The organism is Streptomyces sp. B93 (genome assembly GCF_018070565.1).
GTDB lineage: Bacteria > Actinomycetota > Actinomycetes > Streptomycetales > Streptomycetaceae > Streptomyces.
The window spans coordinates 23159-36573 of the sequence record NZ_JAGPXL010000032.1 but is presented as its reverse complement, the minus strand read 5'-3'; the positions used below and the strand labels follow the sequence as shown (position 1 = coordinate 36573).

At 69.1% G+C, this 13415-nt stretch carries 11 protein-coding genes and 2 pseudogenes; 10 read left to right on the top strand and 3 right to left on the bottom strand.

Annotation, left to right across the window (positions count from 1 at the left end):
• Positions 1-3 precede the first annotated feature (3 nt).
• Both KBY47_RS25835 and KBY47_RS25830 read right to left on the bottom strand, forming a co-directional pair.
• Entirely contained in the window at positions 4-966 is a 963-nt protein-coding gene (locus KBY47_RS25835; protein WP_210924801.1) for an STM4015 family protein, read from the bottom strand.
• A gap of 666 nt (positions 967-1632) precedes the next feature.
• Positions 1633-2655 (bottom strand): annotated as a pseudogene (locus KBY47_RS25830) (IS110 family transposase); the annotation flags it as partial.
• Positions 2656-2966: 311 nt separating this feature from the next.
• Here KBY47_RS25830 and KBY47_RS36735 point away from each other — a divergent pair.
• The 8 genes and pseudogenes from KBY47_RS36735 to KBY47_RS25790 all read left to right on the top strand — a co-directional run bounded on the left by KBY47_RS36735 (position 2967) and on the right by KBY47_RS25790 (position 10501).
• The gene (locus KBY47_RS36735; protein WP_247695236.1) at positions 2967-3185 is read left to right on the top strand and encodes a hypothetical protein; all 219 of its coding nucleotides are present in this window, start codon (positions 2967-2969) and stop codon (positions 3183-3185) included.
• Positions 3185-3757 (top strand): hypothetical protein, encoded by a 573-nt coding sequence (locus KBY47_RS25820; RefSeq protein WP_210924799.1) that lies wholly within the window; start codon positions 3185-3187, stop codon positions 3755-3757. The genes KBY47_RS36735 and KBY47_RS25820 overlap by 1 nt, the downstream gene beginning before the upstream one ends.
• 227 nt (positions 3758-3984) lie before the next feature.
• Positions 3985-4473, top strand: coding sequence for an NUDIX hydrolase (locus KBY47_RS25815; RefSeq protein WP_210924797.1), 489 nt, complete (start codon positions 3985-3987; stop codon positions 4471-4473).
• Between the two features lie 153 nt (positions 4474-4626).
• A complete protein-coding gene (locus KBY47_RS25810; protein ID WP_308405286.1) occupies positions 4627-5673 on the top strand; it encodes an MFS transporter in 1047 nt (348 codons plus the stop codon).
• A pseudogene (locus tag KBY47_RS25805) lies at positions 5601-6437 on the top strand (IS5 family transposase). The gene KBY47_RS25810 and the pseudogene KBY47_RS25805 overlap by 73 nt, the downstream one beginning before the upstream one ends.
• A gap of 25 nt (positions 6438-6462) precedes the next feature.
• Positions 6463-7956 carry a hypothetical protein gene (locus tag KBY47_RS25800; RefSeq protein ID WP_210924793.1) on the top strand — a complete coding sequence of 498 codons (1494 nt, stop codon included), beginning with the start codon at positions 6463-6465 and terminating at the stop codon, positions 7954-7956.
• Positions 7953-10094, top strand: a complete 2142-nt coding sequence (locus tag KBY47_RS25795; protein ID WP_210924790.1) for an integrase — start codon at positions 7953-7955, stop codon at positions 10092-10094. Before KBY47_RS25800 ends, KBY47_RS25795 begins: the two co-directional genes overlap by 4 nt.
• Positions 10091-10501, top strand: a complete 411-nt coding sequence (locus KBY47_RS25790; RefSeq protein WP_210924788.1) for a hypothetical protein — start codon at positions 10091-10093, stop codon at positions 10499-10501. The genes KBY47_RS25795 and KBY47_RS25790 overlap by 4 nt, the downstream gene beginning before the upstream one ends.
• Before the next feature lie 111 nt (positions 10502-10612).
• Here KBY47_RS25790 and KBY47_RS36730 read toward each other — a convergent pair whose 3' ends face one another.
• Positions 10613-11395, bottom strand: a complete 783-nt coding sequence (locus tag KBY47_RS36730) for an SMI1/KNR4 family protein (RefSeq protein ID WP_247695235.1) — start codon at positions 11393-11395, stop codon at positions 10613-10615.
• A 573-nt stretch (positions 11396-11968) separates the two neighbouring features.
• Here KBY47_RS36730 and KBY47_RS25780 point away from each other — a divergent pair.
• The gene (locus KBY47_RS25780) at positions 11969-12295 is read left to right on the top strand and encodes a hypothetical protein (RefSeq protein ID WP_210924786.1); all 327 of its coding nucleotides are present in this window, start codon (positions 11969-11971) and stop codon (positions 12293-12295) included.
• 22 nt (positions 12296-12317) lie between these two features.
• On the top strand, positions 12318-13397 hold the full coding sequence (locus tag KBY47_RS25775) for a DUF6745 domain-containing protein (protein WP_247695234.1): 1080 nt from the start codon (positions 12318-12320) through the stop codon (positions 13395-13397).
• Positions 13398-13415 lie beyond the last annotated feature (18 nt).

Below are 13415 nucleotides of genomic sequence, written 5' to 3'. Positions count from 1 at the left end.
GCGTCACTCCGCGACCGCGGTGAAGCGGTGGACGACGCCGTCGTCCTCCCACTCGTCCTCGTGACCGGTCTTGGACAGGTCGACCTCCACACCGGCAGGCTCCAGCGCCGCCCGCGCGCGGTCGGCCACCGGCTCGGTGACGAAGTTGTGGTGGAGGTCCAGCCAGGTCAGATGGGTGAGCGGCTGGCCGTCCAGCAGCGCCGCCAGACCCTCGTCGGTGAGCACGCCGAGGGACAGGTCGAGGGACCTCAGCTGGGCGACGACCGGGGCGGAGGCGACGGCCGCCGCGATCTCGTCCTGGATCTCGCTGTTGCGCAGGCCGAGGTGGTGCAGCGCCGGGAACCGGCCGCCGCCCAGGATCGGCGCCAGGTCGGCGACGGTCGCGTCACCGCCGTACTCCTCCACGCCGAGCCACATCTCCAGGTACTCCAGCGTGGGCAGTTCGCTGGCGGCGACACCGCGCACGACCTCGCCGGGCAGGCCGCCCGCCTCGAAGCTGAGGGTGCGCAGCCGCTCGTGCCGCACGGCCGGGAAACGCAGGCCGGTGCCGCCGCGCACGCCCAGCTCCTCCAGCAGTGGGAAGGCGTCGAGGACCGGGGTGACGTCGGACTGCTCGATCCAGGAGATCTCCGCCTCCTCCATTTCCAGATCGCCTATGAACAGGGCCCGCAGGCCGGTCAGCCGGTCCTTGGCGTCCACCAGCCGCCGCACGATCATGCTCGAGTCGTTCTCGTAGGGCTCGTCCCACTGGCCCACGACGAGGGCGCGGATCCCGGCGGGGTCCACGGTGTCGAGGAAGCGGTCCCACAGGTCGCCGAAGCTCTCCTTCGCGTCGTCGTCGTAGGGGTTGACGGAGAGCCGCCAGGCGACCGCGCCCGCCTCCGGCAGGTCCTGACCGGCGCCCGGCTTGGGGAAGTCGAAGGCGGCGAGGCCGTGCAGTTCCTGCAAATGCTCGACGTGGGACATGACTGGTCTCCTCGGATGTGCGGACCCGGCGCCCTCGGCCGGCCCGCAAGAGTTCTACCAAGCCGCACTGACACCGCCGTTCGCGGGCCGCCCCCGGCCAGCGCGGCCGGAGGGCGTTGAAGCTCCTATAGATCGTCAAGCTGGTCGGTCGTGGTGGCTGAGCCGTACTGTGCCTGGGTGCGTTACTTGGCGGAGTCCTTCATCTTCGGGGCCTTGAGGCGGGGCCGTTCGGTTGAGCAGTTCCTCGGACCGGTTGGCTCGCCGGGGCGCCCCGGTGTGAGATATGCCGAGGTCCGGCCGGCGAGGACGTCATACGAGGTCTACGTCCATGCCGTCGAAGATGTCGGGCACGAGTCCTTCCTGGACCTGGACTCCTTCCCGCCGTTCGATCAGGACGCCGGGGAAGAGGAGTACGGCCGGCTCCTCGGCAGGGTTGAGGACCCGCAGGATGCTCTGGTGCTTGCTGAGGAGTGCACGGGAGCTGTTCGCGGGCCGTGGGTCAGCCAGGGCGTCATGCAGGACGAGTACCACGACTTCGTCCGGGCGGGCCGTCCGTCCGGCATGTCGCCGGATGGGCATGCTTGGCCTGACCTGCAGACCGGCTCGTGACGCCCTGATGGGGTGATTCACCTGATCGGCGTGGGGGTTGAGGCACCGGTGGTTTTTGAGGTGTCTGTAGACCTCGCGGGCGACGAACCTCCTCAGGCACCGCATGACGTCCTTGGTGGACATGCCTTTGGCGGTGCGTCTGGCGACGTAGTCCCTGGTCCGTGGGTCGCATTGCATGCGGACCAGGACGATGGTGTAGAGGGCGCTGTTGGCGTGCCGGTCTCCGCCGCGGTTGATGCGGTGGCGGTTGGTGCGGCCTGAAGAAGCAGGGATCGGGGCGGCCGCGCACAGGTGCGCGAAGGACGCTTCGGATCGGAGCCGGTCGGGGTTGTCTCCGGTGGTGATCAGCAGCTGGCCGACCGTCTCGATGCCTACCCCGGGCAGGGCGACGAGGCTCGGGGCCGCCCGGGTCACCAGGGGAGCGAGATCGGCGTCAGCTTCCTTGATCTCCTGGTGCAGGGCCTGGTAGCGGCGGGCGAGGCGGCGCAGGGCTGTCTTGGCCGCAAAGGCGGGGTCGGTGAGGTCACCGGTGGGCTGGGTCCGGGCGAGGGTGTCGATCAGCAGGGCGGTGGGCAGTCCCCGCAGCTTCTCCCGCAAGGCGGAGGGTGCGGTGACCAGCAGAGAGCGAATCTGGTTGATCGTCTGCGTGCGGGCCTTGACCGCGCTCTTGCGGACCACGCGCAGCGCGCGGATGGCTTCCACGATCCCGTTGCGGCTCTTCGGTGTTCCGCTCGCGCGGCCGGAGAGGACGGCGGTGGCCGCCGCGTAGGCGTCGACCGGATCGGACTTGCCGTGGGCTCGTCTGGCCCTGCGGTCCGGGCGGTCGACCTCCACGACTGTGATGCCGTTGACAGTCAGGAAGCGGGCGAGTTCAGCGCCGTAGGCTCCGGTGCCCTCCATCCCGACCGCGATGACGTCCGCCTGCGCACGCAGCCAGGCCAGCAGTTGCTCGTAGCCGGCCGACGTCGTCTCGAACGACTGCGTGTCCAGATGGCGGCCGACCGAGTCGATCACCGCGGCCTGGTGGATGTCCGTGTGGGTGTCGACTCCGCCGATCACCGCTATCCCGGGCGTGCTCATGCCTGCTCTGCCGTCCTTCGTACGAGGCGTGGTCAAGCAGCGTGTACTGCCCGGGCAGACGGAACTCGAGAAACTCGCCCGCGAAGGCCACCTCGACGCCGCACCGGCCATCCACGACTCCTGGACGGGCAAAGCCAACGAGTCCCTCTTCAAGCCCTTCTACGAGGCCACCCGCAAGGCACGGACCGAACTCGTCCAGGCCGGCGGCGCCCCCTACAAGGCCTACAAAGACCCGGCTGTCCATCGCACTGCGCCTGCTGTGGCCCAAACGCCCGGAACAGCGCACCCCGTTCTGGCGGCCGGACTGGCGCATGAGCATGGTCGCCGAGGCATCCGTCCGGTACTGGAGCGTAGCCTTCAGAGCCGTCCAACAAGGCCACACCCTCCTGGCCTTGCGCAACGTCGACGCGGCCGTCTTCTGGACACCTGACGGCACACCGCCCGCCACGTACCGGATCGGCACCGGCTTCGGTGAAGTGAAGGCCAAATTCATCCAGCCCGGCCAGATCATCCCCGAAGGTGACGACTGATGGCCGGGCCCACCGGCCAGGGCGGCTCCCTGCGCGCCGCCCTGGGCGACCTCCTGCGTTCCCAGGTCACCCCACGCCACCGGCTGTCCTCCTGCACCGCCAAACACTGGCACGCCCAGCTCAGCCAGCTCACCGCAACCCACCGCGGCCACCAGGCCCTGGCGGACGCCGGCCTCCACGTCACCACCAAGACCCTGATCAACTGGCTGTCCGACCCCGAGTACAACATCCGCCGCAGCTACCGCGACCTCATCCACACCGCCTACGGGAACACCGCCGTCGTCCCCGCCGAACCGATCCCCGACCATGTCCGAAGGGGCCAGTTCGAGATCAGCGGCATTGTCAAGACGGGCGACGACGAACGCGAGCGCGGCAGCCGACGGGCAGCGCCCCTGCGTATCGATGGCAGCAGGGGCTACTGGAACGCGATCGAGGAACTCTGGATGGCCGGCGAACTCACCGACGACGACTTCGAGGACCACTTCGTCGATGACATCATCGTGGCCGACATCGGTGAAGGCACCGACGGATGGGAGTTCCCCGGCGGCGCGTACGCCGTCGAACTGCGGTGAACTCGGCGCACGGGCGGACTGGACTGGCGAACAGGTCTGCCTCCCTCCGTCGGCATCTCGGCTGTGAACACCCAACTCCATCGCGGCTCGCGCGCGCCGACCAGGCGCTGGAGCGTGGACAGCGGCGCGGCGGCGACCTGGCCGACCAAGGGCGGGGAGCAGGCGAAGCGTGGGCAAAAAGCTGGACCTGCCAGGGGCTATCCCCGCAGGTGCGGGGAGCAGTCCCGGTGCGGGAACAGGGCGCGGATCGCCGCGGGACCATCCCCGCGCCCGCGGGGATGGTCCCTCGACGATCCGCTTCAACGAGCCTGCAGGACGGGGAGACGCTGGAGGAGGCGGCACTGGCAGGGCAGGCAGCGCGGGAACTGGCGGAGGAACTGGGCATCACTGCGGCCGCCGAGGACCTGAAGCTGTGGGTGGTCACCCACGGCGAGAACGGCAGCGTCGGCCTGACCTACCTCGCCCCGCCCCTCTCCGAAACGGCACTGCGCGCCAGGTTCACCGCCGCGGCGTCGGCCGACCGGGAGCAGGGCCGCGCCCCGGAACTTGACGAAATCACCTTGGTGCACTCGCCGGGCGAACTGGCTGGCCGTGCTGGCCCACACGCGGACTACCTGGCGCCGATCGTGAGCCGTTACCTCGGGTACAGCGGGCCTCCGGGCGGCCTGGCTACGTGGGAGCCGATCCACGACGCTGCCCGTCCTCGTCGAGTCTGAACCGTTCCCGTTTGTAAGGGCACGATGGGGGGCTCGGGGCGGGTAGGCCCTTGAGCTGAGATCGGATGGATTCGGCCGGAATCCGCCCGGGTGGCGTTGTGAGGCCTCTAGGGTTTCGTGTGCCTTCGGAGACCGCCAGGGCTGGCTTGACCCGTGGGGAGTTCAGTGGTCCCGCGAGGTGTTCGAGTGTGGGGTGCCGTCCGCGTTCCAGCGTGTGGTGACGGCCTGTCGGCCGCTGCGAATTCCCTGTTTCGACAGCATGTCACCGCACGTGTCCTGTCCTGGACGGGCACAGCCGTTTCCCCGGTCGCCTTGGCCTTTGCGGTGCTGCACATCGGCGGCGGGCCCGGAGGGCTCGGTGTGGTACTTGCCGCCGAGATGGGATCCCTTCTGTTCATGTTGCTGATCGGTGGAGCCGTCGCTGATCAGGTTTCCCGTACGCGGGTGCTGGCGTGGGCGAACGCCGGGGCGGGGGCCGGGCAGGCGGTGGCGGCGCTGCTGGTGGCCTCGGGGCGGGCGCAGGTGTGGCACCTGGTGGTGCTGGCTGTGATCGGCGGTGTGGCGAGCGCGTTTAGCGGTCCTGCCGCCTCCGGGGTGGTGCGCGAGGTCGTGCCGGTCAGGGAACTCCAGCAGGCGAACGCCCTGTTGCGGCTCGCTCAGAACACCGTCAAAGCCGCGAGTCCCGCCCTCGGCGGTTTGCTGGTTGCGATTCTGAGTCCGGCGTGGGCGATCGGCTGGGACGCGGCCGTGCTGTATGCGCGGCTGCGGCTGCCCGTACAGCGGGTGAGGATCGGCCCGCCGGGCATGTGGGTCGGGATCGCTGAGGGCTGGCGGGAGTTCGTTGCGCGCCGGTGGCTGTGGGTGATGGTGGGGCAGAGCACGCTCGTGGTGCCGTGTTGGCTGGTCTCCTACCAGACGTTCGGGCCGGTCTGCGCCTGGTACTGCGGCACGGTCGCGGCGAGAATGCCGCTGAACGTCCGCGAGTGGACGTGTGACTGCGGCGCCGTGCATGACCGCGACGTGAACGCGGCACGCACCATCCTGGCCGCCGGGCTGGCGGCAGCAGCCTGTGGAGACGGTGTAAGAGGTCCTAACAGAAGTTTTCGATCATGTGACTTTCGGTGTGGATGGTCGTTGGTCTGGTCGTGGGGAATCGTCAGTCGCGGCCGTGGATCGTGTCGGATGAACTGTGGGCGATGATCGAGCCGTTGCTGCCCGCGCCGGGGCCGAAGCTGGTGGAGGGCCGGCCCCGGGTGCCGGACCGACAGGCGTTGTGCGGGATCTTGTTCGTGCTGCACACGGGCATCCAGTGGGAGTACCTGCCGCAGGAACTGGGCTTCGGCTCGGGGATGACGTGTTGGCGGCGGCTGGCGGCGTGGAACGAGGCCGGCGTGTGGGAGCAGCTGCACCTGGTGCTGCTGAAGAGGCTGCGGTCGGCGAGGAAGCTGGACTGGTCGCGGGCGGTGATCGACTCCTCTCACGTGCGGGCGGCCCGGCGGGGCCCAAAAGCGGTCCCAGCCCGGTCGACCGCGCACGTCCGGGCAGCAAGCACCACGTCCTCACCGACGGCCAGGGCATCCCGCTCGCGGTGTCACTGACCGGCGGCAACCGCAACGACGTCACCCAGCTCCTGCCGCTGCTGGACAAGATCCCCGCGGTGGCCGGCGTCGCCGGTCGGCCGCGCAGGCGGCCGGACATGCTCTTCGCCGACCGCGGTTACGACCACGACAAGTACCGACGGCTGCTGTGGCAGCGCGGCATCCGCCCTGTCATTCGCCGAACGCGGCCAGCCTCACGGCACCGGCCTGGGCATGGTCCGTTACGTCGTGGAGAGAACGATCGCCTGGCTGCACGGCTTCCGACGCCTGCGCGTCCGTTGGGAACGACGCGACGACATCCATGAGGCGTTCCTCGGCCTCGCAACCTGCCTCATCACCTACCGCCACGTCCAACGCCTTTGTTAGGACCTCTTACTGGTCGAGCCTGAAGTTGTTCGCGGACTTCCTCTCGGAACTGGGCAGCCCGCCCGAGGACCTGGACGGTCTGACCCCGGCCATGATGCAGAGCTGGCGGGAGGTGAACAGCGGCACCAGCGCCGGCACGAACAAGCAGTCCGCGGTTCGCACGGTGCTGCGACAAGACGTGCGGTTGGCGACGGGGGGCGCGGCGGAGGAGTTGGCCCGCCGGATCCCGGCCCTGAAGCCGAGCAAACAGTCGTTTGAGGATGCCGAGTGGGAGCGGGTGGTGCTGACTGCTCAACGGCAGTTCCGGTCGGCCTGGCTGCGGATCAGCGAGAACACACGGCTGCTGGACAGCTGGCGAGCCAACGATCTTGCCGAGGGAAGCCGTGGATGGAAGATCGGGAAGATTCTTGATCACCTCGCCCGCACCGGCGATGTCCCCCACACTGTGCACCCGAGCGGAGAACGCGCCGTGAGAAGCGGCCGTCTGCTGGGCGGCAAGGGGGCCGAGCGGACGTGGGGGCGGCTGTTCTTGTCCCGCGGTGAGCTCACGGCCCTGGCCGTGCTGCTGACGGACCGGTTCGGGTGGAACCTGTCGCAGTACGACCGCATGCCGGTGCCGACGCTCGCGCCGTCAGCCGGGGAGATCACCTCGTTGACCTATCAGGTCCAGGTCGAGAAGCGCAGAGCAGGCAGCGGACGGTGGTTCTCCACCGAGAACATCACCGATTCCGGAGCCGACTCGCCCGGGAGGCTGATTACCCAGGCCCTGGAGGCCACGGCTCATGCACGGGCACTGGGCCACCGGCTGCAGCCGGGCGTCGATCTGCTGATGGTTGCTCGCGTCCGCCGGCGTGAGGACGAGCACACGAACCTGGACCGGCCGGCCGTACACTGGCCCCTGTCCTTCGGCGTCTCCCTCGGGATGAGCAGGTGGTGGGCCGCCAGCAGCGGGCTCGGCGGGTCGCCCTTCCAGCGAGCTCGCCGGACGACCGTGACGAACCAGAGACGCCCCCTGCAGCACACCCAAGACACGCACGAGAGTGTCTACGTGCTGCCCGACAAAAGGGTTCAGCGCGCTTCGCGCGATGTGTTAGCCGACGGCGCCCTCGAGGCCCTGGACCAGGCCCGGGCCGTCGTCTTCGGCGGAACGATGGCGAACGAGCCGAATCCACAACATCAGCAGACGGCGACAGCGGACTGCGAAGACGAGGAAGCCAGCCCCTGGCCGGCTCCCGAAGGCGGCTGCAGAGCGGACTTCCTGCTCTGCCTGGCCTGCGCCAACGCATACGTACATCCCGGCCATCATCCCCGGCTCGCCCACCTGCACCAGCAGATCGTGAGTCTGCGGTCCGTCCTGGAGGAGGCCACGTTCCGTGAGCGATGGAGCGTTCATCTGACGCGGCTGGAAGACCTGCGCAAGAAGATTGGTCCGGTCGCCTGGAAGGCGTCCTTGGCCCGTGTCAGCGAGGCCGACCGCACCGTTGTCCGGCTTCTACTGAAAGAAGATCTCGGCCCGTGACCAGCCCCGCTGTCGAGTACGACCCCTACGTTCTGCCCCTTCCCACCCCGCAGACCCCGGTAGTGCTGCCCCAGTGGATCAGCCCCGGCAATACCCACCCCAACTCCCGCTACGGAGATACCGTCTGGCCTCTGGCACCACTGATCGACAACCCCAGCACCTACCTCGTCAAAATGCACTGGAAGCGGTGTCCGGCTCCGCTGCTCGACGAGCTGAAGCTCGTCACCTGGACGATGATCAACGGACGGCTCCGGCCCACCCATCTCAAGGCCCGAGGAGCCGGAGCCAGGGCCCGCACATCCGCCCATGACCTTCGGGACACCCACGGCGAGTGGATACGGCTGGCCCGCTGGCTGCACGAACGCCGCATCACCCGCCTGGCCGGCTGCACCGATGATGTGTGGCGGGCCTACATTGCCGAACGCTGCAGCGATGTTGGCCGCGGTCATGCGGAGAAGATCTGCTCCATGTTGACGGATCTGTGGGCGTTCGATCAGCTCAGCGCCCAGCCCACCGGCGCCGTCCGGCCTCCGTGGGACATCGAGGGAGTCGACGACTTCCTTCCCCCGGTCGGCGGCTCGGACGGCGGCGAGAACAGCACCGAGCCGCTGGACCCGCAGGTTCTCGGCCCTCTGCTGGTCTGGGCGATCCGTTTCGTCGACGACTTCGCCGACGACATCCTGGCGGCCTGGTCCGAACGATGCCGGCTGTTCGCTGCAGCCGCCGCCAACCAGGCGACCGCCGAGAGCCAGGTTGCCCTCGAAGAGTTCCTGCTGCCCCGGGTTCGCTTGGGCACCCCGCTGCCCTCCATCCGCCAAAAAGGCCGGAGCACACTGGCCCGCACCTACATAGCCGCTCTCACGGGCGCGAGCACCAGCCAGGTCAACCGGTTCGCCACCAAGCACCAGCTCTATGGCCTGCTCGCCGACCGTCCGGGCACGTCTCCCTTGCGCGTGCCGATCCGCGGCCAGATTGGGGGGAAGCCCTGGCGCGAGCACATCGACTTCGAAGAGGCCGCCGAGCTGATGAGGCATCTCGGCACAGCCGCAGTGATCCTCTGCCTGTATTTGACCGGTATGCGTCCGCAGGAAGTGCAGGGTCTGCGATCAGGCTGCTGTCCTGAACCCCAGCCCACGACCGATGGCGCCGCCGGGCGGCACCTGATCCGCAGCAAGCACTACAAGAACGTCACCGACGAAGACGGCAACCACATTTCCGCAGGCGAGGACCGCGAAGTTCCCTGGGCGGCCATCACTCCGGTCGTCCATGCCATCCGTGTCTTGGAACGCATGGTTCCTGACGGGGAACTCCTCCTCAGCGCCCGTCACCACGCTTTCGCCTCCCCAGGCGGGCACCACGGAGCGTTGAAGGGCGGTTCGCTGAACGACCGGATCGAGAGATTCGTCGTCTGGGTGAATCGCGAGGCCACGTCCCTGGGGCTGTCCCGTCAGACCGTTCCCGAGGACCCGCACGGAGCGATCGGCATGTCACGGTTCCGCAGAACCCTGGCCTGGCACATCGCTCGCCGCCCGGGCGGGCTGGTCGCGCTCGCGATCCAGTACGGGCACATGCGAACCGTCCTGGACGCCCGGACCTCCAGCGGCTACGGCTCCCGCAGCCGCAGCGGCATCCACTCCGTCCTCGACGTCGAGACGGCCCTCGCAGCCGCGGACACTGCCGCCCGGCTCAGTGATCGCATGGCCTCGGGGGAGAAGATCTCCGGCCCCGCCGCCCGCCGGGCCGTCGCCGCGGCAGCGACGACTCCGAGGTTCGAGGGCCGCATCGTCCCCGCGAAGTTCGCGAGGAAGGCCGCCGCCTTCCTCGCCCGGGACGGTGTCGTGCTCTACGACAATCCCGACGCGCATCTGATCTGCGCGTTCAAGCACGACAACGCGCTCTGCGAACCCGAACCCGGGGCGACGGCCCCGCGGCAGTACGCCTGCCGGCCCGGCTGCGGCAACACCGTCCGCACCGACACCCACGCCCGCCAACTGCGGACACGGGCTGATGAGATCGACCAGCTGGCCGCCGCAACACCGGGCCCGCTCGGCAAACGGCTCCGGGCCAACGCCGACCGACTCCGGGCAACCGCCGACGCCCACGACACCACCGCCCAACCTGCCAAGGCCCTCATATGACCGACCAGCACCCCGACGAGCGCACCCGCATCCGCGAGGCCATAGACCGCCTCCTGGCCGGACAGGCCACCAACTCCAACGGCAGCCTCACCGTCGTCGCCCTCGCCGCCGAGGCCGGCGTCCACCGCATGGCCCTCATGAAGCGGCACGCGGACCTGAAGAACGAGTTCTACGAACGTGTTGGCACCGAGACGGCCCAGGTCCCGGAGCCCGAGAAGCGGCTGCGGGAAACCGTCGCCAAGCTCAAGAAGACCGTCGCGAGCCAGAGGGCCGAGATCGAAGAACTCCGTCAGCTGGTAACCAACCTCACCCTTGCCAGCGCCGTGCTTACAGAGGAACAGAGCACGTCAACGAACGGCGCCCCGCCTCCCGACAACGTCATCCCGCTTCGTGCACCCACCACCTGACAGCTGCACCCATTCGGGTCCGCGCCGGTCGACGGGACACCGGGGCGGCCCCGTCGACCTGAGCGTCGTCCGCGCTGTCGTGGACGCTGATTCTCGCCCAGCAACTTGTCGTCAAAATGGCAGAACAAAGTCGTGCTCACTGATTGTCCTGGTCACGGTCGGCTCGGCGTCAGGCCAGGCACCGGGAATCGCTTCGATCGCGCGTTGAAGGTCACCTTCCGTCCGACCCGTTACGACCAACTCCGTTCCCTCCGAGCCGGGCTCCAGACGGAGCAGCAGGCCAGCGGCAGAAAACCACCGAACACCCGGTCCCATCGGGTCGAACCACGCCGGATAAGGCGGCAACGGGACACGCGCGAACTCCGTTTCCAGACAGGCAGCTACCTCAGGAGTTGCCTGGCATGCGCGCCCTTGTCGCCACCTGCCTACGACAGCCTCGCTCAGCACGGTTTCAACACAAGCCAGCGACAAGCGATCGAGAAAGCGACATCGTCCGGAGTTCGGCAGGCGATCGGAAAACAGAGCGACCGGCGGGTCCTCCCGAGACAAGTCGGTCAGCGAAACCCCCCAACCGGCGCAGCCTTGATTCTCACTGCGGAAGACCAGAAGTTCGCCGGAAGGGTCGAACAGCAGTTCCTCCGGCTCCAGCAACGGGTTCTGCTGCGCAACCAGATCTCGCCGTCGACCGAACAACGTGTATGCCTCCCGGAGAGCAACCGGAAGGTGAACGCCGAGGCGATCCTCAGCTCTCTGTATTTGTTCCAGCGTGAACCCATCAGCCGGTGACAATGGAGTGAACCAGGAGGCGGCAAAAGAGCTGACAAATGCCCATGAATCCGCCCGTTTCCAGCACCCACCCGCCAGGACCTCAGCTACGTCGAACGTGTCAGACATGCCGCTGACCCTATGCGGTTGCCAGCCTTCCGCCGATCGGCACTGCGACACGACGGAGTGCCCACCACAGCGGACTGAAACGGGAGCCTGAGCAGTAGCCGCGGGACTGAACAGAAGAACTTGACAGGGAAGATCGCCTCGGTGGTCTCACGCACCTACTGGCGAAGAGGCAGTATTCGATTCATGCACTATTCCCGCAGCGGCACGCTTCAGATGGTGTGCAGCCCGCCGCACCGCCGATGCGGGACCTACTGGCAAGCCTTCCTGGACCGTTGTCCCAGGGCGCCGGTCATCCGGCCTCTGATGCGTCGTAGGAGAACCTGTATCCGGCGAAGTCGGCGAGGAGACAGTGAAGAGGCCCGATCGGCCAAGCTCCTATGAGGTCACGGACGCCCGCGAGCACACGCAGCGGCATCACCCGAGGGCCGACGATTCAACGCGCAGACAGCCGAGGCGCCAGTCAGACCCAGAGTCAGACCCGCGAGCAATGCCTCGCACATCCTCACTGTCAGACCCCCCGCGTAGCGTCGTGGGTGTCGGTCGGCGAAGTGCCGACGGTGAAGGGAGACTTGTATGTACCGGCAAGGGGATGTCCTCATCGTGCCCGTGGCCGAGTCGGCGGTGCCGCCGGGCACGGACCGGCTGCCCGAACAGCCGCGGGACGCCCGGGGGCGGCTGGTGCTGGCGCTCGGCGAGGTGACGGGGCACGCCCACGCGGTGGTCGGGCCGGGGACGCTGGTGCGGGAGACCGGGCCGTTCGGCGCGGCCTTCCTCCATCTCCCGGACGGCGGACGGGTGGTGCACGAGGAGCACGCCGCGATACCGCTGCCCAAGGGCTGGTACCGGGTGGTGCGGCAGCGCGAGTACGCGCCCGGCGCGGTGCGCGTCGTGGCGGACTGAGACGGCGGGGGAGAGCGAGACGATGACGACGACACAGACCTTGGTGAACGCGCCCGTGACGACCGCGCCCGCGGACTCGACGGTGCTGGGCACGACGGCGCGGTGGCGGCAGGTCGCCGCCGCGACCGGACCCGCGGACCGCGCCGCGGCCGAGGAAGGGGTGCGCCTTGCCTACCGGCTGGCCGGGCTGCCCGAGCCCGGGCGCATCCTGTGGGCGGACTCGCCCCGCGAGGGCGTGGCGCTGGCGGCGCGGCTCACCGGTGAGGGCGCCACCGGCCGCAGCGTCCGCGAGGAGGTGCGCACCCGGCCGTGGGCGGCCGCCCGGCAGCGCTCCGCCGACCGGCTCGGACCGGCCGGATGGGCCGAGCACTGGGCCCTGACGGGCGCTCAGCTCTGGGAGGGCACGACCGGTCTGACCGAGCGCATCAAGACGGGTGTGGTCGAGGCACTGCCCGAGGCGCCCGGGGGTGAGCAGGCCGTCCGGCTGGCGCTCCTCGACGCGGTCCTCGGCCAGCACGACGCGGCCTGGCTCGCGGCCTTCGACGGGCCCGGCGGACTGGAGGGCCTCGCCGGGATCGCGGCGGTCGCCCGCGCGGCGGGCTGGTGGTGGCCGTACGAGAAGTGCGCCGTCGTCACCGAGCGCCCGGTGGAGCTGCACCGGGACGAGGCGGGCCGCCTGCACCGCGGGGACGGCCCGGCGCTCGCCTTCCCCGACGGCTTCGCGCTGCACGCCTGGGGCGGGATGCCGGTGCCCGGCGACTTCCTCGACGAACTCGCCTCCCTCACCCCGCGGCGGATACGCGAGGAGGAGAACGCCGAGCTGCGCCGCGTGATGCTGGAGCACTACGGCTACGACCGCTATCTGGAGGAGTCCGGCGCCGAACCCGTCCACCGGGACGAGACGGGGGTGCTGTGGCGGATCGAGCTGGAGGGGGACGAGCCGCTGGTGATGGTGGAGGTCGTCAACTCCACGCCGGAGCCCGACGGCAGCCACCGCACCTACTGGCTGCGCGTACCGCCCCGGACCCGGACCGCCCGGGAGGGCGTGGCCTGGACGTTCGGCCTGGACGCGGCGGACTACACGCCGGAGCGGGAGACCTGAGGGGAAGCCCCGGCGGGG

Bases quoted from the DNA above. Each gene is read 5' to 3' on its own strand.
- KBY47_RS25835 (WP_210924801.1), bottom strand. From the start codon at position 966: ATGTCCCACGTCGAGCATTTGCAGGAACTGCACGGCCTCGCCGCCTTC.
- KBY47_RS36735 (WP_247695236.1), top strand. From the start codon at position 2,967: ATGAGCATGGTCGCCGAGGCATCCGTCCGGTACTGGAGCGTAGCCTTC.
- KBY47_RS25820 (WP_210924799.1), top strand. From the start codon at position 3,185: ATGGCCGGGCCCACCGGCCAGGGCGGCTCCCTGCGCGCCGCCCTGGGC.
- KBY47_RS25790 (WP_210924788.1), top strand. From the start codon at position 10,091: ATGACCGACCAGCACCCCGACGAGCGCACCCGCATCCGCGAGGCCATA.
- KBY47_RS36730 (WP_247695235.1), bottom strand. From the start codon at position 11,395: ATGTCTGACACGTTCGACGTAGCTGAGGTCCTGGCGGGTGGGTGCTGG.
- KBY47_RS25780 (WP_210924786.1), top strand. From the start codon at position 11,969: ATGTACCGGCAAGGGGATGTCCTCATCGTGCCCGTGGCCGAGTCGGCG.
- KBY47_RS25775 (WP_247695234.1), top strand. From the start codon at position 12,318: ATGACGACGACACAGACCTTGGTGAACGCGCCCGTGACGACCGCGCCC.